Source organism: Alkalimarinus coralli, from assembly GCF_023650515.1.
Classification (GTDB): Bacteria; Pseudomonadota; Gammaproteobacteria; order Pseudomonadales; family Oleiphilaceae; genus Alkalimarinus; species Alkalimarinus coralli.
The window spans coordinates 2,790,433-2,815,631 of record NZ_CP096016.1 but is presented as its reverse complement, the minus strand read 5'-3'; the positions used below and the strand labels follow the sequence as shown (position 1 = coordinate 2,815,631).

Genomic DNA, 25,199 nt, shown 5'->3' with positions numbered 1-25,199 from the left:
TTGCGTAAAATATATATAGTAATAATTTGCGGCATTTTGCTACAATTAACTGCACAGTAGTTGTAATGCAAGTTAAATGGAGTTCCAAAATGGCTACAAGTATCAGACTGTCAGATGATTTAATGGCAGACGCTGAGGTTTACGCCTCAGCAAGCAATCGAACCATACCCAAACAAATAGAGCACTGGGCAAAAATAGGGCGAGTAATGGAAGAGAACCCGGACTTATCCTATGAGTTTGTAAGTGATGTATTGGTCGCCGAGGCAGAAATAAAAGCAGGTCGGGTTAAAAAGTATGTCAGACGAAAAGACAGAAATTGAAGTCTATACCACACGCACCTTTGATAGGGTTTATGATCGCCTGAGCGATGATAACCAAGAGGTCGTAGATAACGAAATTGAAGAGATAATAAAAAACCCAAAAATAGGCCAACAAAAGAAAGGCGACTTACAGCACCTTAGGGTGCACAAATTCAGCCTTGAAGATAGCCAGATACTACTAGGGTATCACTTCAATGATAAAGCACTTGAAGTCTATCTAATGTATCTTGGGCCGCATGAAAACTTTTACCGAGACGCCAAACAGCGCCGCAAGGCAGATTTGAAGATTATTAAGTAATGACGGTCAAAAAGGATGGTGACAAATGGAAAGTTGACGTATGGCCCTGGGGGCGAAACGGTAAACGGATCCGTAAATGGTTCACCACCCAAACCGAGGCGCAGCGTTTTCAGCGCTATATTCTCAACAAGGCTCACACCGACAAAGACTGGACACCGGCCCCCGCCGATAGGCGCACTTTGCGTGACCTGGTTAAACTTTGGTACACAGCCCACGGTCAGCACCTCAAAGATGGTGAGCGCCGTAAGAAAAAGCTGTACCTGGCATGTGAAGCAATGGGGGAGCCTGTTGCGAAAGACCTTAAGCCTCAAACCTATACGAATTATCGAAGTGCCCGGAGAGGGGCAGGAACGACCGCTAAAACCTGCAATAATGAGCTGGGTTATATCAATGCCGTGTATAACGAACTGCATCGAACACAGGTTATTGACTATGAAAACCCTCTAAAGCCGGTTCGTCCGTTTCGCATCGTTCAAACCGAGCTGTCTTACCTGGACCCGGAGCAAATAACCGAGCTGCTGCAAACCATCCGCACGACCACCCGAAACCCCCATGTTCTGCTAATAACAAAAATCAGCTTGGCGACTGGTGCGCGATGGGGTGAGGGTGAACAGCTACGGCCTCAACATGTTAAGCCTGGCTTAATCACGTTTGTTGATACCAAGAATTCTAAAAATCGCTCAATACCGATTAATGAGTCGTTGTACAGTGAGATAACCGCACATTTCAAAGAGTATAAAGGGTTTGAGGAGGCGCATAGTGCGTTTCTCTATGCGTTGTCTAAAACGTCGATCAAGCTACCCAAGGGGCAAGCCGCGCACGTTCTCAGGCATACATTTGCCAGTTACTTTATGATTAACGGGGGAAATATTCTGACGTTGCAGCGAATATTAGGGCATTCCAGTATCACAATGACCATGCGCTATGCGCACCTGGCACCAGACCACCTGGAAGCCGCATTGCGGTTAAATCCGTTACAGGGTGTAGACAGTATGTAGTCAGTTGGCCTATTTATGGTGGCTATAGAAATGAAAAAACACCTGTAAAACAAGTGTTTATTAATAACGCCGGCTAGTATTAAAGGGGGATGTCAACCCCCCAAACTCATGAATCTACAACAAGTTGTGATTATTCACGATTAATTAGACATTGAAGCGGAAGTGCATGACATCGCCGTCTTTAACGATATAGTCTTTGCCTTCTAGCCCCCATTTGCCTGCTTCTTTTGCGCCTTGTTCTCCATTGTATTGAATGAAGTTGTCATAGGAGGTGACTTCCGCGCGAATAAAGCCTTTTTCGAAGTCGGTATGAATAACGCCTGCCGCTTGTGGGGCCGTAGCGCCGACCGGCACAGTCCAAGCTCTTACTTCTTTTACACCTGCAGTAAAGTAGGTCTGGAGCCCAAGTAGTGCGTACCCTGCTCGAATGACCCGGTCTAGCCCCGCTTCTTCCATACCGAGGTCGGCCAGGAACTCTTCTTTCTCTTCGTCATCAAGCTCTGCTATTTCTGCTTCGAGCTTATTGCAGATAGGCACAACAACAGCGTTCTCTTCTGCGGCAATGGCTTTGACCGTATCGAGGTGTGGGTTGTTCTCGAAGCCATCTTCATCAACATTGGCAATGTACATGGTCGGTTTGATGGTCAGTAGGTGCAGCTCTTGAAGTAGTGCTAACTCATCATCTGTTAGGCCAGCGGTACGAACAGGTTTGGCTTCATTAAGGTGCGGCAGTAGCTTTTCCAAAATTTCAATTTGTGCTTTGGCTGTTTTGTCGCCGCCTTTGGCTATGCGGCCGATGCGCTTAATCGCTTTTTCTACGCTATCAAGGTCGGAGAGTGCGAGTTCAGTGTTAATGACATCGATATCGGCTGCGGGATCAATTTTTGACGCGACGTGAATAACATTTTCATCGTCAAAGCAACGAACCACGTGTGCGATGGCATCCGTTTCCCGAATGTTGGCCAAAAACTGGTTGCCAAGCCCTTCGCCTTTGGAAGCGCCTGCAACAAGGCCGGCAATATCAACAAACTCCATGGTGGTGGGGATTACACGCTCAGGGTTGACTATAGCGCTTAGCTTTTCTAGTCGAGGGTCAGGCATAGGAACAACGCCGGCGTTAGGTTCGATGGTACAGAAAGGGAAGTTTTCTGCGCCAATACCTGCTTTGGTAAGTGCGTTAAATAGTGTCGATTTACCTACATTTGGTAGGCCGACAATGCCACATTTGAAACCCATAGACTTAATCTCTGACAAGCGTGTATAAAAAAGAGGCGACATTATACCTGCTGTAAAGTAGCAAATAAATGGGGCATTGTTGTCTAGGAAGGTGCGCTAGCTATTAGCTGCCATCGCTCTGCTTAAGCTGCTGGATGTACTTTTAGTGTGACTTTTTGAAGGGAGCGAGGGTTCAGGAGGTGTGGTTTTGATGAGGTATAGTTTCGATGAGGCATAGTTTCGATGAGGTATAGTTTCGATGAGGTATAGTTTCGATGAGGTATAGTTTCGGTGAGGCATAGTTTCGATGAGGTATAGTTTCGATGAGGCATAGTTTCGATGAGGTATAGTGTTGGGCAGGATAGCTATGAGATGGTGTCGTATTGAGTTGGCGAAGTATTGAGTGGGTGAAGGATTGAGTAGCTGTAGTTTTGAGGGGCTGTAGTATTAAGGGGCTATGCTTTGAATGCATGAAGGCGGTTCATTGCCTTTTGCCAATTTCCATCGATAATTTCAGGCAGCACCCGGTTGACTTCATCAAAGACCGCATTGAGTTGCTCGGTTTCTTGCTTTCCGATCTTGCCAAGAACATGGCCGGTGACTCGTTCGCTACTACCTGGGTGGTCTATGCCCAAGCGAAGTCTATAAAACTGTTTGTTGCCACCAAAATGACTAATGATGTCCCTTAACCCGTTATGTCCGCCATGACCTCCACCTTGTTTTAGCTTTAGTGTTCCACACGGAATATCCAGTTCATCGTGAGCGACAAGCACTTCTTCAGGTTTGATTTTGAAGAACTGGCAAATGGCATTAACCGCTAAACCGCTTCGGTTCATGAATGTGGTGGGGTTTAAAAGATGTAAGTCGTGACCATGAAGGTTAATTTTGCTGTATAAGCCGTGGTACTTTCTTTCTGGCCTGAGCGAGCTGCCCGAATTTTTAGCAAGGTCTTCAACGAAAAGAGCCCCAGCATTATGCCGGGTATTCTCATATTCACGGCCTGGGTTACCCAGGCCAACGATTAGGCGAATGTTATCTGGCACGATCTGAGGCTCTCTTGCTAAGGAGTAAGAAGGCTTATTCTTCGCCTGCTTCCTCTGATGCTTCTTCATCTTCAGATGCAGCTTTCTCGCCCTTAGGCTTGTGTACTGCTGCAACAGGAAGGTCGTGGTCTTCGCCTTGCTGAAGCGCTGCAATAGTAACACCTTTAGGTAGTACAAGGTCTGAAAGGTGGACAATGCTTTCTACGTGAACGTCAGCCATGTCAACTTCGATGTACTCTGGAAGATCGCCCGGCAAGCAGGTGATTTCAACATCTGTTGCCTGGTGGAATATTGCGCCACCTTCCATTTTAACGCCCACACAAGATTCTTCGTTAGTGAAGTGTAGTGGAACGTGTACGTTGATAGGCTGGTTTTTACTTACACGCAAGAAATCAGCATGTAGAATCTCGTCACGAGCAGGGTGACGCTGAAGATCTTTAAGGATTGCGCTCTCTTCTTTGCCGCCAACGTTGATGGTCAAAATGTGAGAGTAGAACGCTTCATTTTCCAACGACTTAATAATCTCGTTGTGCTTTAGCGTTAAAGATACTGGCTCTTTATCTCCACCGTAAATGATGGCTGGAACTAAGTTCTCTAAACGACGAAGGCGGCGGCTCGCACCTTTCCCCTTGTCTGAACGAACTTCTGCGTTAACTACAAATGCATCAGTCATTTGTTATTCCTCAATTTATAAAATAAACCTCTACTGCGACCTTGCGACCAGATCGACAGTATGGGTGTTTCAAATGGCAGCCAGAGCTGCCGGCTAATACGACAACGAGCTTCCCGTAGGAAGCTCGCTATCAATAATACGACTCTCTTTCTTTACGACAGCTTATTGGTGCGCATCTGTCGTAAGGCGCGTGATCAGTCAAACATCGCGCTGATAGATTCTTCGTTACAAATTCTTCGGATTGACTCCGCTAATAAGCTAGCCATCGAAAGGGGGCGGATTTTACCACATTTCAGCGCTTTGTCACTAAGTGGAATTGTATCTGCTACCACTAACTCATCAAGGTTGGATGAGCTGATGTTCTCTATTGCCGGGCCTGAGAGTACCGGGTGAGTAATATAGGCAACAACCCTCTCTGCGCCGTGTTCTTTAAGTGCTTCGGCGGCTTTGCATAGTGTGCCTGCTGTGTCTACGATATCATCAATCAGTAAGCAGGTTTTGCCTTCTACGTCACCAATGATGTGCATAACCTGTGAAACATTGGCTTTAGGTCGGCGCTTGTCGATGATGGCAAGGTCGACATCGTTCAGACGCTTGGCCATTGCTCTTGCACGCACAACACCGCCAACATCGGGAGATACCACCATAAAGTTTTCGTAGTTGGTGCGCTCGATATCATCAACCAGAACAGGAGTGGCGTAAATGTTGTCAACGGGAATATCGAAGAAACCCTGAATCTGGTCGGCGTGAAGGTCTACGGTTAAAAGTCGGTCAATACCAACGCCGGTCATCATGTCTGCAACCACTTTTGCACTAATCGCAACTCGCTTGGAGCGAACCCGGCGATCTTGTCTGGCGTAACCAAAGTAGGGGACAACTGCTGTGATTCGGGTGGCAGAGGCTCTACGCAAGGCATCTGCCATTACGATAAGCTCCATGATGTTGTCATTGGTTGGGTAGCAGGTTGGTTGAATGATGAATACGTCTCTTCCTCGAACGTTTTCATTGATTTCTACTGAGATTTCGCCATCGCTAAACTTTTCAACGACTGCATTACCCATTGGGATGTGGAGAGCCTCAACGACTTGAGCGGCCAGTTTCGGGTTAGCGTTACCAGTAAATACCATTAACTTAGACACGACGAATACCTTCAGGATAATTATCGAATATAGTATGAGGAGGAGGTGGAATAATGGCTGGGGTGGCTGGATTCGAACCAACGCATGACGGGATCAAAACCCGTTGCCTTACCGCTTGGCGACACCCCAGTAATATCATTTATGATACTCTTTAAGTTTCTTCAGTTTTAATTGGTCTCAACATATAAGGGGGAGGAGTTGAGTCCTTTACTTATGAAACCTTTAATGCTTTTAGGAAGCTTCGAGAAGGCTGATTCAGCTTGTTCTCTAGACTCAAATGCCGCAAATACACAAGCACCTGTTCCGGTTAGTCTTGATCTACCGTGTTGATTGAGTGTCTGAATAGCTTCGTTTACCTCTGGGTAAAGTTCGCTAACAATCGCCTCGCAATCATTTTGGAAGTTCTTGACTTCTCCCTCAAGAGCGGGCGCTATTTTCATCTTTGGCGTGTCTCTTGTCAAGCGTTGGTGAGAAAAAATTTCACCGGTATCGACATGGCAGTCGGGTGTGAGGACGATGTACCAATGCTCAATTGGGTTGGCGGGTGTAAATAGTTCGCCTACGCCTTCTGCCCAGGCTGCATGGCCGCTAATGAATATTGGCACATCTGCGCCCAGGGTTAATCCCAGTTTTGTTAGCTGCTCTGTTGTAAGATCGCACTGCCATAGCTGGTTAAGTGCAACAAGTGTTGTCGCCGCATCGGAGCTTCCCCCGCCAAGGCCTCCGCCCATTGGTAGATTCTTTTCAAGGTTAATCAAAATACCACAAGGGTTTTGTCTGTAGGGTAAAAGCAGGCTTGCCGCTTTGTATATAAGGTTGTCTTCAAGACTGACACCGTCAATTTCGGGCGTTATTTGGATGGTGTGTTTAGCTGTTGGGGTGAAATGCAATATGTCACTGCGATCAATAAACTGAAATAGTGTTTGAAGTTCGTGATAGCCGTCTTTTCGTCTACCGTTGATATGAAGAAATAGATTTAGTTTGGCTGGCGCGGGCAGGGAGATCGTTTTTTGTTGCATGTCGTATTTAGTTTAATTGCCAATCGTTAATGATAACGGTTATTTTGACCTGTTGCTGTCGCAGAACCACTTTTCCAGGCAGGCTGACACTGCGAGATGGGGTGTATTTTGAATAGTTGACTTGCCACCCGTTCTGAACCAGCTGAGAGAGCTGCCCCTGACTATCAAACTTTAGCTCTTCTACTTTGTCGTCAGGTGACTGGACGGGCGCGGGTATTCCTTTGACCCAGTATCTGAGTTGCTCTATTGGCAAGGGCCAGCCTATGTGTTGTTGTATTAATTGTCTTGGATGTCGAGATATTACAGGTTCTTCGCCGGACTCGGTCATTGAAATGTAGTTTGGGTTGCCTTCTATGCGGGTGGCCCCTAGACCGAAAATGGTTGAAGAGAGGTCGATAGTGAATTGGGCTTCTTTTTGTTTCCAGCTGTTAATGACGGCACTGTCAATTCGCTCAGGCACTCTAACTCCAATCTTTCCTGAAATCTCCCAGCTATCGATGGCGGATACTGCCGCCACTGTTTCTCGCCAGTTGACGGGTTCTGTCAGCGTTAACGGTGTTTCAATGGTACTGGCGCAACCTTGCAGGAGTAGTAGAAGCAGCGCACCTTTAATCCAAATAATGTGCTTGCCTGAGCGTGTTGAGCTATTCATGTAATGCTGCTTTGTTGTGTGGGTTGGGCGACTATTGCTGAGCGTTTGCCGGAGCGTCGTCCAGCGATACGCCGAGCCGTTTCATCGTGTCTTGAACAATAGTGCTTTTGCTCTCTTTGGCTTGGGACACCTTAAGAGACTCTTTCCAAAGAGTCAGTGCTTTATCTTTTTCGCCACTCTGCCACAGAACCTCCCCCAGGTGGGCTGCCACCTCTGGGTCAGGGAATTGAGCGTAGGCAAGATTTAAGTATTCAAGCGCTTTTTCCAGATTGCCCATTCGGTAATAGACCCACCCCATGCTATCTAATATGGCTGGGTTGTCCGGGTTTAGCGCGTAGGCCTTAGTGATGAGGTCATAGGCTTCCATCACTCGGGTTGTTTTGTCGGCGAGCGTATAACCAAGCGCGTTAAGCGCAACCGCATTATTAGGCTCTGCCGCAATGATTGTTCTCAGGTCGGCTTCCATCTCTTCAAGTCGCCCCGCTTTATCCAATAGCATGGACCTTGAGTAAAGGAGTTTGGCGTTGTTGGGAAAGTCCATGAGAGCGATATTGATTGAGCCTAGAGCCAGGTCTTCTTCGTTAATATCCAGCAGCAAGTTTGCTTCAATCAGCCAAAAATTTTCCGCCTGATCAGGGGCTGCCTTTCTGAGTTTTTCCAGCCCAATCAGGGCCTCATCCAGGCGGCCTTCTTCTGCCATTAAAAAACTGGCTCTGGATATGGCTGAATAAAAGTGGGTTCCGCTTTCAACGCTTAAGTAATGTTGAATCGCTTTAGCGGGCTCTTTTCTGCTATCGGCAATTCTGCCAAGATAAAAGTGTGATTCGTTTGTGTGTTGTTGGGCTTCCAGGAGGATGTTGAACTGCTCAATGGCTTCGGCTTCGTCTTTATTTTCAAGTGAAACTAAAGCATACGAGAGTCTTAATCCTGCAACGTCGGGAAATCTCTCCATTAGCTCCTTGAAGACGTCCTGTGCCTCGTCCAGTTGTTTGTTATCAATTAATAGTCGGCCGTAAAGCGTTCCCATTTTTCGGTTTTCGGGGAACTCTTCAGTTTTTTCTTTCAGGTATTCGGTGGCTTCTTCCAATTTCTTCTGGTCATATAAAAGCCCGGCTTGAAGCAATATGGCGGGTTCGAATTCAGGTTCTTGCTGTAAGAGTGGGGCCAGGGTGGCAATAGCATCATCCGTATGACCTGTATTTTTTTGCATGACGGCGAGGCTGTAGATGACCTCTTTGTTCTCAGGGTGGCGTTCGTATAACGATGTGTAGAGATTTAACAGTGTCTGTTGTTCTTCTGCCGGTAATGTTTTTGCGTGTGCGGCTAGCCTGTCCAGATCGGCATTACCTTCCAGCTCTATAATGTTCTCCATATAGCCCATGGCTTCTTCATACTTTTTGTTGCGGGCGTGATGAAAAGCGGCTAATTGGTTTGCTTCAATATCATTTGGCTCAACTTCTGCCCATACTTTTGAAAGCTGAAGTTGAGCATTGCTGGCTTTTAGATATTGGGCGATTCTGAATGCCCGCTTGATGATTGCGAGATCTTTGGTTGTGCGTGCCTGCTGCACATAGTTAAGTAAAGTAATGTCATAGCGGCCTCGTTGCGCGGCTATTTCTGCTGTTAGCAGGGCATACATGGTCTCTGAGTCAAACTCTGCATATTCGATAACAGGGTCTGCAGGAGGGATTTGGTTAGCAACTAACTCAGAAGGTGTTTTGGGGGTGTCATCTATTTTTGCTTGTGAATTAAGAGACTGCAAGGAGCAGCCAGAGGCAAGCGCTATCAAAAAGACTGGAGATATCAGTCGAAGAATATTGTGTACACTGAATTTCATTTTGTTATTTATTCGCAGCAATTGTCAGGCTTTATGATGACACAAGAAAAAAAATAAGCCTACTCTGATAATGAAAAATTAAGTGACTGTAACTTTTTTCTATGGTGACTGCCTGCTGCTCTGACAGGTTCGCTTTGAATTGCTGTATTTATTGGCTTTGATCAAGGAATGGATTAGACGTTTTCTCTATCCTCTGACGCGCTTGTCTATTATGAGTAATCATTACCGACAGTAAATATTCACAACCGTGACGCAGGGTTCAGTGGCCTTATTGTCGAACGCCCTGTAAAATGCGAGCTTTTAAACTCAAGTATAGGTTTTTCAGATTATATGGCGTTGCTGGCGTTAGGTATCAATCATAAAACTGCCTCGGTTGCAGTGCGCGAGAAGGTTGCCTTTTCGCCCGAGAGGATAGTGTCTGCACTCCAGGAAGCGCAAAAGGTATCTGCCGTGAGTGAGGTTGCTATCTTATCAACCTGTAATCGTACTGAGCTTTATTGTGCAACAGAGCTTGAGGGAAGTCGTGCCCTGCTTGAGTGGTTGGGAGATTACCACGACCTTAAATTCGGTGAGCTTGAGTCATGCAGTTATGTTCACTGGGATGAAGACGCCGCCCGGCATATGATGAAGGTCGCCAGCGGTCTTGATTCTTTAGTCTTGGGAGAACCGCAGATTCTAGGGCAGTTAAAGTCGGCCTATGCAACTGCTCGTGAAGCTGAAACAGTGGGGGGGGAACTGGGAAGGCTCTTTGAGCAGACTTTCTCGGTTGCCAAACGAGTAAGAACCGATACAGCCATTGGCGAAAACCCTGTCTCCGTTGCTTACGCTGCCGTTCATCTGGCGAACCACCTTTTCTCGGATATGAGCAGCAATAGAGCGTTGCTAATTGGGGCGGGTAGAACGGTTGAACTGGTGGCCAGGCATCTCAAAGAAGCGGGTGTGCGTGATATTACTGTTGCTAACCGAACACTGTCGAGAGCTCAAGAATTGGCTCAGGAAATACAGGGCGATGCGATTCTACTCTCTGACATCCCGGACCGCCTCCCTTATGCAGACATAGTTATCGCTTCCACTGCCAGCCAATTGCCTATTCTGGGCAAGGGTGCGGTAGAAAGAGCGTTAAAAATGAGAAAACACCGACCTATTTTTATGGTCGATATTGCGGTGCCACGAGATATAGAGCCTCAGGTTAGCGAGCTTGAAGATGTATACCTTTATACAGTTGATGACTTAAAGCAGGTTATAGACGAAAACGTAAAGTCGCGCGAAGGGGCTGCACGGGAAGCTGAGCATCTTGTTGAAAGTGGCGCAGCCGAGTTTATGTTTCAGATACGAGCGCTCTCTGCGACCAGCACTTTGAAGCAGTTTAGAGGTCAGGTCGAGGATATTCGAGATACAGAGGTTGAGAAAGCACTTAAAGTTATTCGCAATGGTGGTGACCCTGAAGCCGTGTTGAAAGGGTTGGCAAGAGGGCTGACCAACAAAATTATACATAGCCCTACCGTTCAGGTTCGCAAAGCCTCAGCAGAGGGGCGAGTAGAGGTGACGGACTGGCTTAGAGAGTTGTTTGAACTACCTACTTCGAAGGCCGACACCGCTTCCACTGATAAGCGTTAACCTTTTATCCCAACGGTACCGATATCGCTCTGATGGGCAAATTTTATTGCTTATACATGAATATTTATCTCTTATTCATATAGAATACGGCCACTGGGTTACTAGAGCTTTTGGGCGCGAATAGATGTTACGGTGGAATTTTCGCGGTCAATCAAGCTTGCTAAAACAATACGACATTAAGTTTGATAGGCCTTAGTTGGGCCTGCTATACCTTAATTGAGTTCGGCGCCTTTTCTTGACAGGTTGCAGTAATACCACGTTGTAGTAATACCAAGCTGCAGCAATACCAGGCTGCAGCACTGTCAAACTGTAGTATCGCCAAACTGCGCTAAATTTAACGGAATTATGGTAAAAAAACCAAAATGAAAGCATCAATAGTTGCAAAACTGGATAACATTAGTGAACGCTACGAAGAGATTGGCGCACTGTTAAGTGACCCGGATGTGATTGCAGACCAGAATAAGTACAGAGATCTGTCCAAAGAGTACTCTGAATTAGAGCCTGTTGTTAAGTGTTTTGCTGACTATCAGCAAGTTGACGATGACATTGAAGAAGCCAATATGCTACTTCAGGATGGCGACGCTGATATGCGCGAAATGGCGAAGGAAGAGTTGGCTGATGCCGAAGCGCGTAAAGAGTCACTTGAATCTGAACTGCAAAAACTGTTACTTCCTAAAGACCCTAATGACACCCACAACGTGTTTCTTGAAATTAGAGCAGGCACGGGGGGGGATGAAGCGGCGATATTTGCAGGTGATCTATTTAGGATGTACTCCCGTTATGCAGAGCGCCAGCGCTGGAAAGTTGAAGTAATAAGCGAAAGCCTGGGTGAGCATGGCGGTTATCGTGAAATTATTACCCGCCTGGTGGGGGATGGCGTTTACGGCCAGTTAAAGTTTGAATCAGGGGCTCACCGTGTTCAGCGAGTGCCAGAAACCGAGTCGCAAGGCCGTATCCATACTTCGGCGTGTACCGTCGCTGTAATGCCAGAAGCAGACTCCCTTGAAGAGATCGATATTAATAAGGGTGATCTCAGAATAGACACCTTCAGGGCATCGGGTGCGGGTGGTCAGCACGTCAACAAAACGGATTCTGCAATTCGAATCACTCACCTGCCTAGCGGTATTGTCGTTGAGTGCCAGGATGAGCGCTCCCAGCATAAAAACAAGGCAAGAGCGATGTCCCTGCTACAAGCCAAGCTTAATTCATCGCAGCAAGATGCCGCGGCAAAAGAGCAGGCTGATGCCCGTAAAAGCCTGGTAGGAAGTGGTGATCGTTCAGAGCGAATCAGAACATATAACTACCCTCAAGGGCGTATTACAGACCACCGTATCAACTTAACGCTGTACAAGTTGGCAGAGGTTACAGAGGGTGATTTGGATCCGATTATAGAGCCTCTGTTGCAGGAGTATCAGGCGGATCTTCTTGCGTCTCTAAGCGAAGAGTAATGTCTGTATCTATTGCTGATGTACTTCGACAGTCAGAGTTGCCTGAATCAGAAACGCCTGCGTTAGATAAAGAGGTTTTGCTCTGCCACGTTTTAAACAAAGACAGAACCTATCTTTTTACATGGCCGGAAAAAACGCTTGATGAGCAACAGTTGTCAGCGTTTTATGCGTTACTTGAACGTCGTCAGAAAGGTGAGCCGGTCGCTTACCTGACGGGCGTCAGGGAGTTCTGGTCACTGTCATTAAAAGTAGACCAATCCACGTTGATTCCCCGGCCTGATACTGAGCGGTTGGTAGAAGTCGCGCTGGAAGTTATGCCTGATAGCCCCCTTAATGTTGTTGATTTAGGGACTGGGACGGGAGCAATTGCCTTGGCCTTGGCATCTGAGCGAAAACACTGGATGCTCACAGGCATTGATCAGTCAGAAGAGGCTGTTTCCCTTGCCAAAGAAAATGCCAGCCTTAATCGGCTAGAGAGGGTTGGCTTTAAAGTAGGCTCGTGGTGTGATGGTATACCGCCCCGCAGTGTTGATTTAGTGGTGAGTAACCCCCCTTATATTGCGAGCACAGACCCTCATTTGCGAGAAGGTGATGTCAGGTTTGAGCCGTTGTCTGCACTGGTGGCAGAGCAGAATGGGCTGTCAGACATTGTTGATATTGCCAAGCAGTCGAGTGAGTGTTTAACGGCTAATGGCTGGTTAATGATCGAGCACGGGTTTGAGCAAGCTGCTGAAGTGCGCAGAATCTTTAAAGGATACGGCTATACTGACGTATCAAGCTACCAGGATTTATCGGGAAATGATCGTGTCACTATCGGGCGTTGGCCTGGGCTGTAAATTGACTGCAACTATCAGGAGGTGAGGTATGACATCAGGCGATGATAGCTATGAGTTTAATGATGAGCAGCTATTGCGTTATAGCCGTCAAATTATGCTACCTGCATTTGATATTGCCGGGCAGTCTCGTTTAGCGACCAGTCGCGTTCTGGTTATCGGTATGGGAGGGCTAGGCTCACCTGTTGCGTTATACTTAGCGGCTGCGGGTGTCGGTACGCTGCACTTGGTTGATTTTGATGAAGTCGATCTTTCGAACCTTCAGCGACAAATTGTTCACACGCTCGCAGGCATTGGCAACAAGAAAGTAGACTCTGCTAAAGAAACCATTGCTCAAATTAACCCCGATACGAATGTTATTGCTCAGGCAGCGCGGCTGGAGGGTGAACGGCTGCTTGAAGCGGTTACTGAAGCTGATGTTGTTGTTGATGCGACAGATAACTTCTCTTCCAGGTTTGCGATTAATGCAGCCTGCGTTCGCAGCAAAACTCCACTGGTTTCAGGGGCGGCAATACGAATGGAAGGCCAGGTTTCAGTGTTTGATGTGCGCAATGGCGATGCACCTTGTTACCAATGTTTGTATTCAGATATATCAGAAGAGCAGCTGACCTGTTCTGAGGCAGGCGTTATGGCTCCACTGGTTGGTATTATCGGCTCTGTTCAAGCGATGGAGGTGGTGAAGCTTATTTCTGGGATGGGGCAGGCCCTTATTGGAAAGTTACTCATCCTGGATGCGATGACGATGGAATGGCGAACCATGCGACTGAAAAAAGACCCTCTGTGCAAAGTGTGCTCTTCTGACGCATAGTCTCGCTGAGCCCGCGCTCAGGCAGCATTATTCACCCCATATTGAGATGGTTCCGCCAGTATTATAATTTCCCTGGATGCTAATTTCGTTCAGCATGTGCCCGCCGCTGGCAGTATTGCCTGTGTCGTTCAGATAAATGCCTTTTGCACTGTAGCCGTCGCCTACGTAATTGATACGCTCAGGGAGACCTATCACCAGTGTGCCGTCTCCTTCAATATCCAGTGTGATTGCGCCGGTAATATCAACGGCCAAAGAGACTTCATCAACGAAGTAGTGCGCCTCATTACCTCCATTATGATCACGAGTAACATAGTCAAGCTTATAACCTTTGGTTCGTCGACCGTCACTTTCATCGGCGGGGGTGTTGGGGTTATCAATACTGCCACTGCCATGGGCATTGACTCTAAGGTGGGGAATTTCAATAGATAGTCCCGACTGCCCCGACACCTTTGAAAGCTCGTTTTCCTCTAACCCAACCATTTCTGCATTGGATATTAGCGAAATACTGCCTATGGCAAGGCCGCTGACGGCGTATAGTAAGCGTTTTATCTTCATCATATTTTCCTTTAAACCGTTTAGCCCGATGACTCTTTAATTCCGTACGTTGAATACCAAATGATCCAGCGTAACCCCATGTATTCGGGATTCGCTCATTTGGCCGTGCGGCATTTGGGTTGTTAGCGTTATATTGGCTTTGGGACGGCTGGCATCATAAGCGGCGTGTTCAACGTCAGGAAAGCCGCCACCAGACTTAATGATTAAACCGGACGCTTTAGTAAAGGGTTGCGGGTCGGAATAGGCGATACGATAACCTTTTGATGTTGTCTCAATTGTTGCGGACTTCAAGTGCAGGTTTGTAAGGCTGAAATCCTTAAGAACCATATCTCTATCTGCATCAAATACCCCATCGGGTTGCTCCGTTTCAAATAACCACTGATCGATAGAGAGTTCATCGATGTTAACGTTAAGCAAGAAACCTTCGCGCGAGCTGGCCCCTCGACTGCCATCATCCAGCAACACACTTTCAATCTTATAGCCTTGAGGAATACCACTGATATCCAGACTGCCGGTGATGGCAATGTTATCAATGGTGACTCGGCCAAAATTCAGGTGATCTGAAGGTGTGCCGCCAGCGGCAATATTTGGATTGCCAGGGTCTGGGTCTGGCGTATTTCCATAAACGGCATCATATTGCAGGTCAACATTGTTCCAGCCAGAACGATCAGGCAGGTCTATTCTTAAAAAGTCCTGCTCGGCAAGCGAAGTGCCGTTCTTTGTGACATCTCCGTCAGAAATGCTGTTAACAGATGGATCCAGGCGCACGGTGCTAGTGCTCAGTGGCGATGAGCGGGTGCCGATGCTGTCTGCTGAAAACTGGAAGTTCTTTCGGTTAAGGCTGGAGCCATCGGCTGCAACCGTGTTGAAGCTGCCCGCTTCTGCCACTCCGTCTATCGCTTCGCCGTTAAACTTTATATTCTCAAAGGCGAAGTTGAACTTTCCCTGGCCATTCACACTGCTTAACTGCTCATCTGATAGCGCTTCCAGTGCATTTGCAGGCAGCCACGGAATAGTGCCTGCGAGCATAATGAGTGTTTTAGTTATTGATGATTTCATCGTCTACAACCTCTTATGCCGACTTAAAATATAGGCTGGTATTGTTGGCGTGGATTATTGTCCCCAGTGGCAAATAGTATCTGGCTAAGAGAGGCTGCAATATCTGTATGGGCTTCTACATAACCTGCCGTTGTATTTTGAGGATCATTGAAAGGGATCGCCAGATTCCAACCCGGAAGGTCAGGTCTGTTCGAAGGAATAATGCCACTCAAATGCTGTGACCACTTAGCTCCGTTTACCGATCCATCACTATTGACGAATGAATTACCTCCACCCTGAGTGAGTGATATGTAAAAGTTTTCAACATTATGAAAGTCCAGGCTTTCTATGTGTTCAAGGTTTATCTCTTTACCGCCCTTGCTTTGCCCTAGGGCCGTATTGCCTGTTAGTTGAACGTTATTCGGGGTGTTAGCGCACCAGATGCCGTTACATTGGCGCACACCGGGGGCGGGTGTTTGTGCATAGTTACCGGTTCCGTCTGGCGTATCTCCGATAATATTGCCAAAGCTGTCTTTTGTTCCACTGCCATATACCTGGGCTCTTATCAGGCCGCCGGTTTCTGCCAGCACACTTAATGTCGGGATGTAACCTGAAATGGAGTCAATTGAAACAGGCGTGTGTCCTTCCGCTTTACCAAAGCCAATACGGAACCCTCTAAATGATTTGCTACCATCGGCGTGGTGTTGCTGCTGTATTTCAATATAGGGATCTTCAATATAGAAAGGTTTCTCAGCCGACTCCCCAAAGCCAAAATTGCGTAGTGCGATATCGGGTACTCCCTGGCCATTGTCGTCTTTGTAAATTGAGTTGTTCGTGCCGCCGTAGTCGCCGAGGGTTAGTTCTTCCGCAAATGCATGAAACTCTCCGTCACCGTTTATTTGCAGGCGGTGAACGGTCGCATCGACATGTTCAGAGACTGAGCGTTTTTCTGTACGATTAAAGCCAATGCCTTCTTTCTTGCTAAACTCAACACCTACCAGGTGATCGAGGTCGTAACTGATGTCGGTGGCTGAATATTGTATTGCAGACTGACCTGTAATTGAGCGAAGGTCATTTTCTTCCAATGGCTTTAGTTCAGCTTGACTGGCGGTACTGATCAGGGTAAATGCTATGCAGGCGAATACACGCTGATTTTTTCCTGCGTATGGGGTCATTGCTTATGCCTCCAATATCCATATTGACTATCTTGTCCGACCATTCCGAGTTTGAAATTAAAGTTACAGCTGTAACCTAAATAATCACTACTTAAAACGGTCTTACCTTTGCGTCGGCTTTTTCAATGTTTCTATCCATCAGATGTGGAATAGAATTTTGTTATTCTTATTATGAGGTTGTATCTTTTTTAGTTGTTATGGGGTGAACGATAATGGAATTTTAAAGGGGCGATATTGGCTGAGCTGACAACTAAAAAAGTCGTGATAGCCATTCTCAGGGTACATATGTACCAATAGTTAAGTGGTTCTTCTGTGCCATAATTCGATAATGGGTGCCGTATGTTTAATAACGAACATATTTGGTTTGTTTTTTTCAAATTAGAGTGTTTTTGGGTCTTTTTTCGGCCAGCTAGGGTGTAAATAAGGTGTGTTGAAGCTCAAGTTGAAGACGGCATCGCTGGTCTTCAGTGAGAACATTAAGAATTGAGACTTTCCAGAGTTATGATGCAACTCACACCGTGACTATGACGCAGTACCTCTCGCCAAAGGCCTGCCTCGCGACAGTTTTTGTTATTACGGCGTGTTGAGGTGATGGCTTGCCGTGATATTGGCTTAGGGCTAAAGGGCTTTGGATTGCAGGTGATCTGTCATCATGTAAGATGGGGCAGGCTGTTTATATAACAAAGCCAGGAGCGACTGGGGTTCGATGATATGGATTTCAGTTCGCTTGACCGTTAAATAACCACAAGATTGAAAGCGGGTTAATGTTCGGCTAATTGTCTCTGCTGTGACGAACAGGTACTGGCTCATTTCTACGCGAGACATCGGTAAATTAAAATGATATCTGGCGTAATTTTGATGGTGCATTCGTGCTGCAATATTGAGCAGGAAATAAGCCAGCTTCTGGTCTGAGTCAAAATTGCCAATCAGTGCTGTTCGGCGGTTAGCTTCACGCAGTGCCCGTCCCATTAAGGCCGTATGGTATTTTGCCAATACCAAAGGCTGTTCTGATAGTTGCCAGTACTTATCCATCGGGAGTATGAACAAGCGAGTGGTGCAAAGTGCTATGGCTTCATAAGGCATATCGCCCATTGCTGAACTATCAAACCCCAGCAGGTCGCCCTGAAGATAAAAACCAAGAACGGTTACCGTTCCATCAGCATCGCAGACTTGAGCTTTCACGGCACCACTTACAACGACACAAATTGAACCCGAGCTGTGCATGAGTTCAGATACAGGGTCGCCTTTTTGAAACACTCTACAGGTACCATTTTCGTTGAGGCTCTGTTTTAGCTGGTTTGGCAATCCATCTGGCCAAGTAACTAATTGCTTGGTATTGGCGCAATTTATCTTTAATGACATGGTTGTATCAAAAGGGTTTACAAGGTCTTGCATGGTGTAGCGCCCCCCTTAGGTTGGTCAAATACGTCCCGTACCCAGTGCTGGTTGTGCGGGATGACTCTATATCGTGCCCAGATAGAAAACTCGTTGCGTGAGCAGTTTGAGCTTTTGCCACAGTCTTGGCCTCCGACTACCTTGTAGTAGATGCGCCGTCTTGATACTCCCGTGACCAGGCGAACCGACCAGTTAATTCCGAGCTGCCCGTTACTATAGTGATGGCCTTCGACTATTGAGTCGGGTGTGGTAGTGGTATCTGCCCTGCGAGTATGCTGCATTGCTTGTTCAAATATTTCACTCAGGTCTTCTGCAGTCACATCAATGAACGAGTCCAGTTGTTGCAGTGCTGTAACAAAGTCCTCTTGTGTTAGCCCATGGGTTCTGCGGGAGCGCTTATGCGCTTTCAGGCGTTGCGATTTACTGAGGCCGTGAGCAGGATAACTTCGCCATTTAAACAGGCTATTAAACACGACTGCCGCTAATACAAGCAGCATTACGTTGGTCAAAATAGGGGTGACTACAAAACTGTATCCCATGCTGTGTATAGGCTCGCCCCCAATGACGGCCAATAGGGCGGTTGCCCCACCGGGCGGATGAAGACACCTGAGGTAATACATGGCCAGAATCGCCAGACTTACAGCACAGGCACTTGCTACCGCGGTATGACTAAAAGACTGGAAGCAGAACACACCAATGGCAGCAGACAGTGTGTGCCCTCCCACAACTGGCCATGGTTGTGACAAAGCGCCATGAGGTACTGCAAACATAAGCACGGCAGAGGCTCCCATTGAGGCGACAATAAAGACCGAAGAGATGCTGTTGTCTGTGCTGATTGACAAGCTATAAACAACGGCAATGCCCAATAATCCGCCTAAAGATGAGAGCAATTTTTCCTGATGAGAGGTGGTGTTTTGCTCAATCCCTAGCGCCAATGAGATCTCTCTTAACCAATACTTATACATGCTGATGTGGATACCTGGCCCGACACTCAATGAATAGGGTGGCACTGATGATGCTGCTCGCTGGTGCATGCACCAAATTAATGCGCTTTAGTGACAAGCTTGGAGTCTATAGCTGATATTAATCGTTGTATAATGAATATATTTAGCTTAATAATGCAATAATATTGATATTAACGAGTAGTGAACGTTATGGATGTTGAACTGGCGCGAACCTTTCTTGAAATAATGAGTGCGGGGAGTTTTCTTGAGGCGGCTGAGCGGCTACATGTTACGCAAACGGCGGTTACAGCGAGAATAAGCAGTCTTGAGTCAAAACTCGGTTGTAAATTGTTTATTCGTAATCGTTCCGGTGCGAAATTGACGCCAGATGGTGAGCGATTTGTAGGATATGCAACCTCTCTGGTTCAGGTTTGGGATAGAGCCCAGCTAGAGATGAAACTCCCCTCAGGGGTCGATACTCGACTGTGTATCGGAGGTGAAACCAGTTTGTGGACGCCTGTTGTGGTCAACTGGGTATTATGGATACAGAGTCATGTCACGAATATTGCACTGCATACCGAAGTAGCAGACCCTGAAAACCTGATAGAAAAGCTCAGTAACAATAGTCTTGATGCCATTATTGTCCATCAGCCAAACTACTATTCCGGGTTTGTCGTCGAGCAGTTGATGGAAGAGAAGCTAATTCATGTTCGCTCTATTGAGAATCCAATGCCTGATCTATTTGTCGATTGGGGGCCTGCATTCCGCTCACAATTTGATGCGGCCTTACCTCAGCCCAGGCAGACCACCTATTCATTTAGTTTGGGGCCTTTGGCGCTTCAGGTTATGTTGCAAAAGGGAGGGAATGGCTACTTTCGCACTCGGGTAGTTAAGCAATATATCGAACGCGGAATTTTGGAGCGGGTACCTGATGCCCCCGAATTTACTCATCCGGTCTACTTGGTCTATCGCCAAGGAGAGATGACGGGGAGTTTGAAGAAGGCGTTAACCGGGCTTCGGTTGTTAGCCAACGAAGATGCTCGATGGTTCATATAAAAAGCCTGGGGAGCAGAATGGGGTAACTGAAGAGAGAAAGGTGGCTGCAAGCGCGTTCGTCGAACTTGCAGCTGAGTGTTTAAAGGTTAGCTTCGGCAAACTCCGCCAGTATTGATCTTGGGACGCCTTTGAGGTGAATGTGGCCACCATGTTTAAAACGCTTAAAACGTTCTGTCATATAGGTGAGCCCTGAACTCAAGGGGCTTAAATAGGGGGTATCGATCTGCGCAAGGTTACCAAGGCAGATGACTTTACTCCCTGTGCCAGCTCGCGTAATAATTGTCTTTATCTGGTGTGGTGTCAGGTTTTGGGACTCATCAATAAGTATCAAACTGTATTGAAAGCTGCGCCCCCGGATATAGTTTAATGACTTAAACTGCAGTGGCACTTTATCAAGTATGTACTCAACGCTGCCATGGGTGTTCTCATCATCCTGATGGAGCGCTTCCAGGTTGTCGGTTATAGCACCTAACCAGGGTTCCATTTTTTCGGTCTCTGTGCCAGGTAAAAAACCAATATCTTCATCCAGTCCTTGCACACTGCGGGTGGCAATAATACGTTTATACAGTTTGCTCGCAACGGTCATTTCAATTGCAGCGGCCAGCGCCAGTATGGTTTTTCCAGAGCCGGCCGCGCCTGTAAGGTTAACAAGGTGAATCTCTGGCGACAGCAATAAGTGCAGGGCAACGGCTTGATAGATGTCTCTTGGTATCAGCCCCCAGGCCTCCTGTTGCATGAGGTCGTCGTGATGCATATCTTCAAGCACGACTTTCTCATCATCCAGATCAGTTACTTTACCAATAAACCCCTGTTCGTCTATTACAAACTCATTGATATGAAGTGCTTCAAGCGGGCCTTCGCGTTTAAGAATATGCTCGGTGACGCCTTCACGCTGGATGGTTTCGACTTTGTCGATGTTATCCCAGAATGAGTTTTTAAACTCGGTATAGCCTGAAGGGAGCAGTTCAACATCATCAACCAGTTGGTCGTTATGGTAGTCTTGTGCTTCGACGCCAAAACCACGGGCTTTCAGTCGCATATTGATATCTTTGCTGACGAGGATAATTTCGCGGCTTTTGTGGAGTGATTGAAGGTCAGCGAGACTATTGATTATTTTGTTGTCGTTAAGGTGTTCAGGAAGGTGAGGGCCTTTTCCGTCAATCGGGTTCATCAAAATTGAAATGGTACCCAGTGGTTCAGATTTTTCAGAGCGCTTAATAGGAACACCTTTTTCAATCTGATTAGGTGTTGCATTGCCAAGCAGCTGGTCGATCATCCGAATGGCTTGCCTGCAATCTGCGGCGATAGATTGTTTGACTGCTTTTAATTTATCAAGCTCTTCAAGCACGGTCATCGGGATAATGACTTGATGCTCTTCAAAGTTTAGGATGGCGCTGGGGTCGTGAATGAGGACGTTAGTATCGAGTACATATGCTTTCTTTTTATTTCTGCTTACTGCCATGCAATAAATACCTCTTTGAGCAAAACTCTGGATTTTGCTAGTGGGGTTATGTGAGCACCGTCTGTCGCTTCTAATAAAAGAGTATGTCCCTTTATTAAAATTAGTATGCAGTGGCAATAATTACAAAAAATATATAAGTAGGGAAGTGTTTTGTGATGAACCCAGGTTACGCTTGGTTACTGAGTGCGCCTTTCCAGAGGTTTTTTAACGATAGCGCCAGGTCTTTCTTGAAGTCAGGTATTACCGTATTGAACGGGTACTGCTGTTGCAATGGTTTTAGTTTCTCCGGCCAGTTTTGCATCTGCCATAACCCTAAAATAAGGGCGTTGGTATGAAGTAGCAGGCTCCCGCATTGGCCTTTTGGAAATTGTGGAAAGGCTTTGATAAATAGCTCATCAATCAAGTCGATCTTGTCTATCAACATAAGCTTGAATTCGCCCACGATTTCGATATCGACATTCTGCTCAAGTACCGGACTTGCCATGCTGGCTAATGGCATGAATAGAGGGTTGTTATCAAGAAAGTTAATCAGTGTGCTCAGTAGTTGCTCTACTAATTCGTCAGGGGATGCAGGAGCATCAAGCAGTTTAATCACTTCGACCATCAGTGTTTCATAATCTTCTGATAGCATCGCCAGGAATATCTCTTCCTTGGTTTTGAAGTAGAGATAGACGGTTCCTTTGGCAAGTCCTGCCTTGCGGGCAATACTGATGACTGAAGGTAAGCCGCTTGTATTGGCAAGATACAGTGCTTTTGCTGCGTCTAAAATAGATTGCCGCCTAGCCGCTTTTTCGTTGTCGTCAATGGCTCTGAGTCGTTGGGTCAAGCATCTCACGGCGGTGTTGCGTCCTGTATCAATTTAGCTGCAATGAAGTGAAGGCCCGTATTGTACAGAATTTAGCTATTGAGCGTCAGCGATTATTTTCAACAGATCGTAGGTTGTGATAATTCCGGTGACCTCACCTGCATGAATAACGAATATTCGGTGCAGGTGTTCGTCCATCATTATTTCTGCGATTTCAGGTATTGGTGCATCTTCTTCCACAGAGAATACAATCGGCGTCATGATGTCGCGCACCTCGACGGGGACTTTTATCATCTCTTCAAAAATAAACTGCCTTAGGCGACGAGCTTCTTTCAGCTCTTCGTCGGTCATCTTCTTTTCGTGTTCACTTGAAACGTTATTCAAATGAAAATCTGCGATATCCTTAAGCGTGGCAATGCCGATTACTTCACCCTCATCATCAATCACGGGGCTTCCGCTAATCTCGTTATCTGACAAGAATTTAGCGAATTTTTGCATGGTCCATGATTGAGGGACGGATTTTACATGGGGGGTCATTATGTCGCGCGCGACAAGAGTCATTGCGGGTTCCTTTTCACTATTCCAGTTTTACGCATTTTACCCCCGCAACCTGTATTTTAGAAGTGGCAACACAGCCTTAGGTGACCTACTGGCGTGTTAATTTGGAGTCAACACCGTTAATTATGCCTTGCTGGTCAAACAGAATATTCGCGTCTTGATACTTGGGTTGTTGTGCAACTTTTTCCAGCTGCTGAAGTGACTTGACGGGGATATCAACGATCAGGGAGTTGACCAGCCAGCCGGGCAAGACTCCACCAGGTTCTGTGTGCTGCAGCCAGACCATTTTTGTTTTGTTTTCTTTGAGTGCTTCAAATGTATAAACCGTTTGTGCAACGTCGACCCTCTCCAGCTCGTCGTTTATTTCTTTTTTGTTTTTGGCTGCGTTCATGTGCATCAAAATTTTGCCGCTTGCCGGATCGCTGGTTGTTTTGATGTGCAGCACATAGTCCCGGTCTTTGAATGGCCAGGGCATATCGTTGACCGAGTATGCGTAACGATCATTAAAACTTGTTTCATCAAATGAGTTGGCGACGGTGCAGCCTAATACCCACTCCATACATGAGAGGGGGTTGGCCATTACGGCCATGACATTACTAAGAGGTGCATCAATCACGGTGACTGCTTTAAACGCCTTAAAGCTTGAGCCTGGGTGAGGGCGGGTGAAAATAACAATATCCCCCTCTTCGGTTTGTTTTTCCCAGTCAGGCGCATCCATTGGAATTTCTTCGGAGATTGCGTGTGCAGAAAATAGTGTTGTTATTAATAGAGCTGAAACAAGTGATAAAAAAGAGCGAGTCATAGTTAAACTTTTTTAGTAAAGAAATTAGGTTTGGCATTTACAGCTGCTTTTAGTATAAAAGCTCTAATTAGAATATAAAATGCGCCTGTATGTTTTTTTCTGAAAATACGATGACGATTAAAGAAAACGCGACATCGATTTAAGAAAGTACTATACCTTTTTAATAAAAGTACTATATCAGTTAGTAAAAGTACTATATCCGTTAATAAAAGCACGATATCAGTTAAATGTGACACTTTTTAGCCATTTAACAGATAGATAGCCGGTGAATTCTAACATTGGTCTGTGTTTATAAATGATAATTCATATACATTTTGGTAAAAATGTGCGAATAAACAGGGTGTTCCGGGCGCGTGATGAGCAGTTAAATTGAAATGAGCATGATTTAGTGAAGAGAAGGCGTATGAAAGAGCTTGAAAGTATGAAATTGGTGCAGGATAACGCGAGCCCGGTATTTGGCGAAATATCACAGCCTGTATCTGAGGTGAACTATCAAGACTTTGATTTTCGCACACCGATGGATAAACCTGTGAAAGGTATCCGTAAGCGAATGGCGTTTAATCAGTTTCAGTTTGTTGGGTTAATGAACGAAGAGATTATCGCTGGCATCGCGATTGTTGATCTAAAGCTGATTAGCAATGTATTTGTTTATGTTTATGACCTAAAAACAGGCGAGTTATTTGAAAAGAGCTTGCTGCAGCCTCTGGCAGTGGCTACTAACATTGAAGAAAAGCCTGATACTGGCCACAGTCGTTTTAAGCAGTTCGGAGATAGTGTTGAAATAACCACCAATGCAGACGGAAGTGAGCGGTATTTGAACGTTAGCCTGGGGTGCGATGTTTCAATGGATGTAACGGTTTTTCAGCCCGCAGATTTCTCACCATTGAGAATTTGTTCAAAAGCAGGCTATAACGGCTGGGTTTTCACTCAAAAAACAGCGGGACTCGCAGCTGAAGGAAGTATTGAATTGAATGGACGTAGCTACGTGCTGACATCTCAGCGTTCATCAGCAAGTACAGACTGGAGTTGCGGTTTCATGCGCAGAGAAACCGCCTGGAACTGGGCGTGTTTTTCAGGTTTATTGAAAGATGGTCGGCGGGTAGGGCTTAACCTTGCTGCCGGCGTTAATGAAACAGGCGTTACTGAAAACTGCTTATGGATTGATGGGGTTTTGACCAAGCTTAATATGGCTGTTTTTGAGTTTGATCGTTATCAGCCGGAAAAACAGTGGCGAGTTAAAACAACGGATGGACTACTGGAACTGACTTTTCAGCCTCTTGGAAAGCGTGAGGAAAAGATTGATGCGATTATTCTCGCGTCTAACTTTAAACAGATGTTTGGCCACTTTAGTGGTTGGATGATTGATGCCAAGGGCGAGAAAGTAGAGCTGGATAATATCCCAGGCTTTATGGAGGATCACTACGCTAAGTGGTAGCGTGTTTGGTATTAACAGCTTAAGCGCTGTCAATATGGCAGTGCTATAACCGTAGCTTTGACGATGCGAAGCAT

The 25,199-nt window shown here is 46.3% G+C and carries 25 protein-coding genes and 1 tRNA gene; 9 read left to right on the top strand and 17 right to left on the bottom strand.

Going from position 1 to position 25,199, the window contains the following annotated elements; genetic code table 11:
- Window positions 1-89: 89 nt before the first annotated feature.
- Genes MY523_RS12535 through MY523_RS12525 form a run of 3 tightly spaced genes read left to right on the top strand, consistent with a single transcriptional unit; the run spans window position 90 to window position 1,616 of the window.
- Window positions 90-320, top strand: a complete 231-nt coding sequence (locus tag MY523_RS12535) for a TA system antitoxin ParD family protein (RefSeq protein WP_250655036.1) — start codon at window positions 90-92, stop codon at window positions 318-320.
- Window positions 295-618: a type II toxin-antitoxin system RelE/ParE family toxin gene (locus tag MY523_RS12530; protein ID WP_250655035.1), complete on the top strand. Its 324-nt coding sequence runs from the start codon at window positions 295-297 to the stop codon at window positions 616-618. Before MY523_RS12535 ends, MY523_RS12530 begins: the two co-directional genes overlap by 26 nt.
- Entirely contained in the window at window positions 618-1,616 is a 999-nt protein-coding gene (locus tag MY523_RS12525; protein WP_250655034.1) for a phage integrase, read from the top strand. Before MY523_RS12530 ends, MY523_RS12525 begins: the two co-directional genes overlap by 1 nt.
- 144 nt (window positions 1,617-1,760) lie before the next feature.
- Here the strand turns inward: MY523_RS12525 and ychF are convergent, their stop codons facing one another.
- The 8 genes from ychF to MY523_RS12485 form a co-directional block, all read right to left on the bottom strand.
- Entirely contained in the window at window positions 1,761-2,852 is a 1,092-nt protein-coding gene (gene ychF, locus MY523_RS12520; protein ID WP_250655033.1) for a redox-regulated ATPase YchF, read from the bottom strand.
- A gap of 434 nt (window positions 2,853-3,286) precedes the next feature.
- Complete coding sequence (pth, locus tag MY523_RS12515; RefSeq protein ID WP_250658818.1) at window positions 3,287-3,874, bottom strand: aminoacyl-tRNA hydrolase; 588 nt, start codon at window positions 3,872-3,874, stop codon at window positions 3,287-3,289.
- A gap of 34 nt (window positions 3,875-3,908) precedes the next feature.
- Window positions 3,909-4,547: a 50S ribosomal protein L25/general stress protein Ctc gene (locus MY523_RS12510; protein WP_250655032.1), complete on the bottom strand. Its 639-nt coding sequence runs from the start codon at window positions 4,545-4,547 to the stop codon at window positions 3,909-3,911.
- Between the two features lie 194 nt (window positions 4,548-4,741).
- A complete protein-coding gene (locus tag MY523_RS12505) occupies window positions 4,742-5,686 on the bottom strand; it encodes a ribose-phosphate pyrophosphokinase (protein WP_250655031.1) in 945 nt (314 codons plus the stop codon).
- 54 nt (window positions 5,687-5,740) lie between these two features.
- Window positions 5,741-5,815, bottom strand: a tRNA-Gln gene (locus MY523_RS12500).
- A 38-nt stretch (window positions 5,816-5,853) separates the two neighbouring features.
- Complete coding sequence (ispE, locus tag MY523_RS12495; RefSeq protein WP_250655030.1) at window positions 5,854-6,705, bottom strand: 4-(cytidine 5'-diphospho)-2-C-methyl-D-erythritol kinase; 852 nt, start codon at window positions 6,703-6,705, stop codon at window positions 5,854-5,856.
- 7 nt (window positions 6,706-6,712) lie between these two features.
- Window positions 6,713-7,357 carry a lipoprotein insertase outer membrane protein LolB gene (lolB, locus tag MY523_RS12490; RefSeq protein ID WP_250655029.1) on the bottom strand — a complete coding sequence of 215 codons (645 nt, stop codon included), beginning with the start codon at window positions 7,355-7,357 and terminating at the stop codon, window positions 6,713-6,715.
- A 31-nt stretch (window positions 7,358-7,388) separates the two neighbouring features.
- Complete coding sequence (locus MY523_RS12485) at window positions 7,389-9,194, bottom strand: tetratricopeptide repeat protein (protein WP_250655028.1); 1,806 nt, start codon at window positions 9,192-9,194, stop codon at window positions 7,389-7,391.
- A gap of 330 nt (window positions 9,195-9,524) precedes the next feature.
- On the opposite strand from MY523_RS12485, the gene hemA reads away from it, so the two are divergent.
- From hemA to MY523_RS12465, 4 genes are all read left to right on the top strand, one after another.
- On the top strand, window positions 9,525-10,811 hold the full coding sequence (gene hemA, locus MY523_RS12480) for a glutamyl-tRNA reductase (RefSeq protein ID WP_250655027.1): 1,287 nt from the start codon (window positions 9,525-9,527) through the stop codon (window positions 10,809-10,811).
- Window positions 10,812-11,173: 362 nt separating this feature from the next.
- Window positions 11,174-12,259, top strand: a complete 1,086-nt coding sequence (gene prfA / locus MY523_RS12475; protein WP_250655026.1) for a peptide chain release factor 1 — start codon at window positions 11,174-11,176, stop codon at window positions 12,257-12,259.
- On the top strand, window positions 12,259-13,095 hold the full coding sequence (gene prmC, locus MY523_RS12470; protein ID WP_250655025.1) for a peptide chain release factor N(5)-glutamine methyltransferase: 837 nt from the start codon (window positions 12,259-12,261) through the stop codon (window positions 13,093-13,095). The genes prfA and prmC overlap by 1 nt, the downstream gene beginning before the upstream one ends.
- Before the next feature lie 28 nt (window positions 13,096-13,123).
- Window positions 13,124-13,900 (top strand): HesA/MoeB/ThiF family protein, encoded by a 777-nt coding sequence (locus MY523_RS12465; protein WP_250655024.1) that lies wholly within the window; start codon window positions 13,124-13,126, stop codon window positions 13,898-13,900.
- Window positions 13,901-13,927: 27 nt separating this feature from the next.
- Here MY523_RS12465 and MY523_RS12460 read toward each other — a convergent pair whose 3' ends face one another.
- The 5 genes from MY523_RS12460 to MY523_RS12440 form a co-directional block, all read right to left on the bottom strand.
- Window positions 13,928-14,458 carry a DUF6160 family protein gene (locus MY523_RS12460; RefSeq protein WP_250655023.1) on the bottom strand — a complete coding sequence of 177 codons (531 nt, stop codon included), beginning with the start codon at window positions 14,456-14,458 and terminating at the stop codon, window positions 13,928-13,930.
- Window positions 14,459-14,491: 33 nt separating this feature from the next.
- Complete coding sequence (locus MY523_RS12455) at window positions 14,492-15,514, bottom strand: hypothetical protein (RefSeq protein WP_250655022.1); 1,023 nt, start codon at window positions 15,512-15,514, stop codon at window positions 14,492-14,494.
- Window positions 15,515-15,537: 23 nt separating this feature from the next.
- Window positions 15,538-16,668 (bottom strand): hypothetical protein, encoded by a 1,131-nt coding sequence (locus MY523_RS12450; RefSeq protein ID WP_250655021.1) that lies wholly within the window; start codon window positions 16,666-16,668, stop codon window positions 15,538-15,540.
- Between the two features lie 618 nt (window positions 16,669-17,286).
- On the bottom strand, window positions 17,287-18,063 hold the full coding sequence (locus MY523_RS12445) for a Crp/Fnr family transcriptional regulator (protein WP_250655020.1): 777 nt from the start codon (window positions 18,061-18,063) through the stop codon (window positions 17,287-17,289).
- Window positions 18,048-19,073 (bottom strand): HPP family protein, encoded by a 1,026-nt coding sequence (locus MY523_RS12440; protein ID WP_250655019.1) that lies wholly within the window; start codon window positions 19,071-19,073, stop codon window positions 18,048-18,050. Before MY523_RS12440 ends, MY523_RS12445 begins: the two co-directional genes overlap by 16 nt.
- Window positions 19,074-19,217: 144 nt before the next feature.
- On the opposite strand from MY523_RS12440, the gene MY523_RS12435 reads away from it, so the two are divergent.
- Window positions 19,218-20,063, top strand: coding sequence for a LysR family transcriptional regulator (locus MY523_RS12435; RefSeq protein WP_250655018.1), 846 nt, complete (start codon window positions 19,218-19,220; stop codon window positions 20,061-20,063).
- Between the two features lie 79 nt (window positions 20,064-20,142).
- Here MY523_RS12435 and MY523_RS12430 read toward each other — a convergent pair whose 3' ends face one another.
- The 4 genes from MY523_RS12430 to MY523_RS12415 all read right to left on the bottom strand — a co-directional run bounded on the left by MY523_RS12430 (window position 20,143) and on the right by MY523_RS12415 (window position 23,690).
- Complete coding sequence (locus MY523_RS12430; RefSeq protein WP_250655017.1) at window positions 20,143-21,525, bottom strand: PhoH family protein; 1,383 nt, start codon at window positions 21,523-21,525, stop codon at window positions 20,143-20,145.
- 166 nt (window positions 21,526-21,691) lie between these two features.
- Window positions 21,692-22,351: a TetR/AcrR family transcriptional regulator gene (locus MY523_RS12425; RefSeq protein WP_250655016.1), complete on the bottom strand. Its 660-nt coding sequence runs from the start codon at window positions 22,349-22,351 to the stop codon at window positions 21,692-21,694.
- Between the two features lie 75 nt (window positions 22,352-22,426).
- Window positions 22,427-22,891 (bottom strand): CBS domain-containing protein, encoded by a 465-nt coding sequence (locus MY523_RS12420; protein WP_250655015.1) that lies wholly within the window; start codon window positions 22,889-22,891, stop codon window positions 22,427-22,429.
- 85 nt (window positions 22,892-22,976) lie between these two features.
- Window positions 22,977-23,690: an START domain-containing protein gene (locus MY523_RS12415; RefSeq protein ID WP_250655014.1), complete on the bottom strand. Its 714-nt coding sequence runs from the start codon at window positions 23,688-23,690 to the stop codon at window positions 22,977-22,979.
- Window positions 23,691-24,093: 403 nt separating this feature from the next.
- Here MY523_RS12415 and MY523_RS12410 point away from each other — a divergent pair, with 403 nt between their 5' ends.
- Window positions 24,094-25,125 carry a DUF2804 domain-containing protein gene (locus tag MY523_RS12410; protein ID WP_250655013.1) on the top strand — a complete coding sequence of 344 codons (1,032 nt, stop codon included), beginning with the start codon at window positions 24,094-24,096 and terminating at the stop codon, window positions 25,123-25,125.
- The last annotated feature ends 74 nt before the right edge of the window (window positions 25,126-25,199 follow it).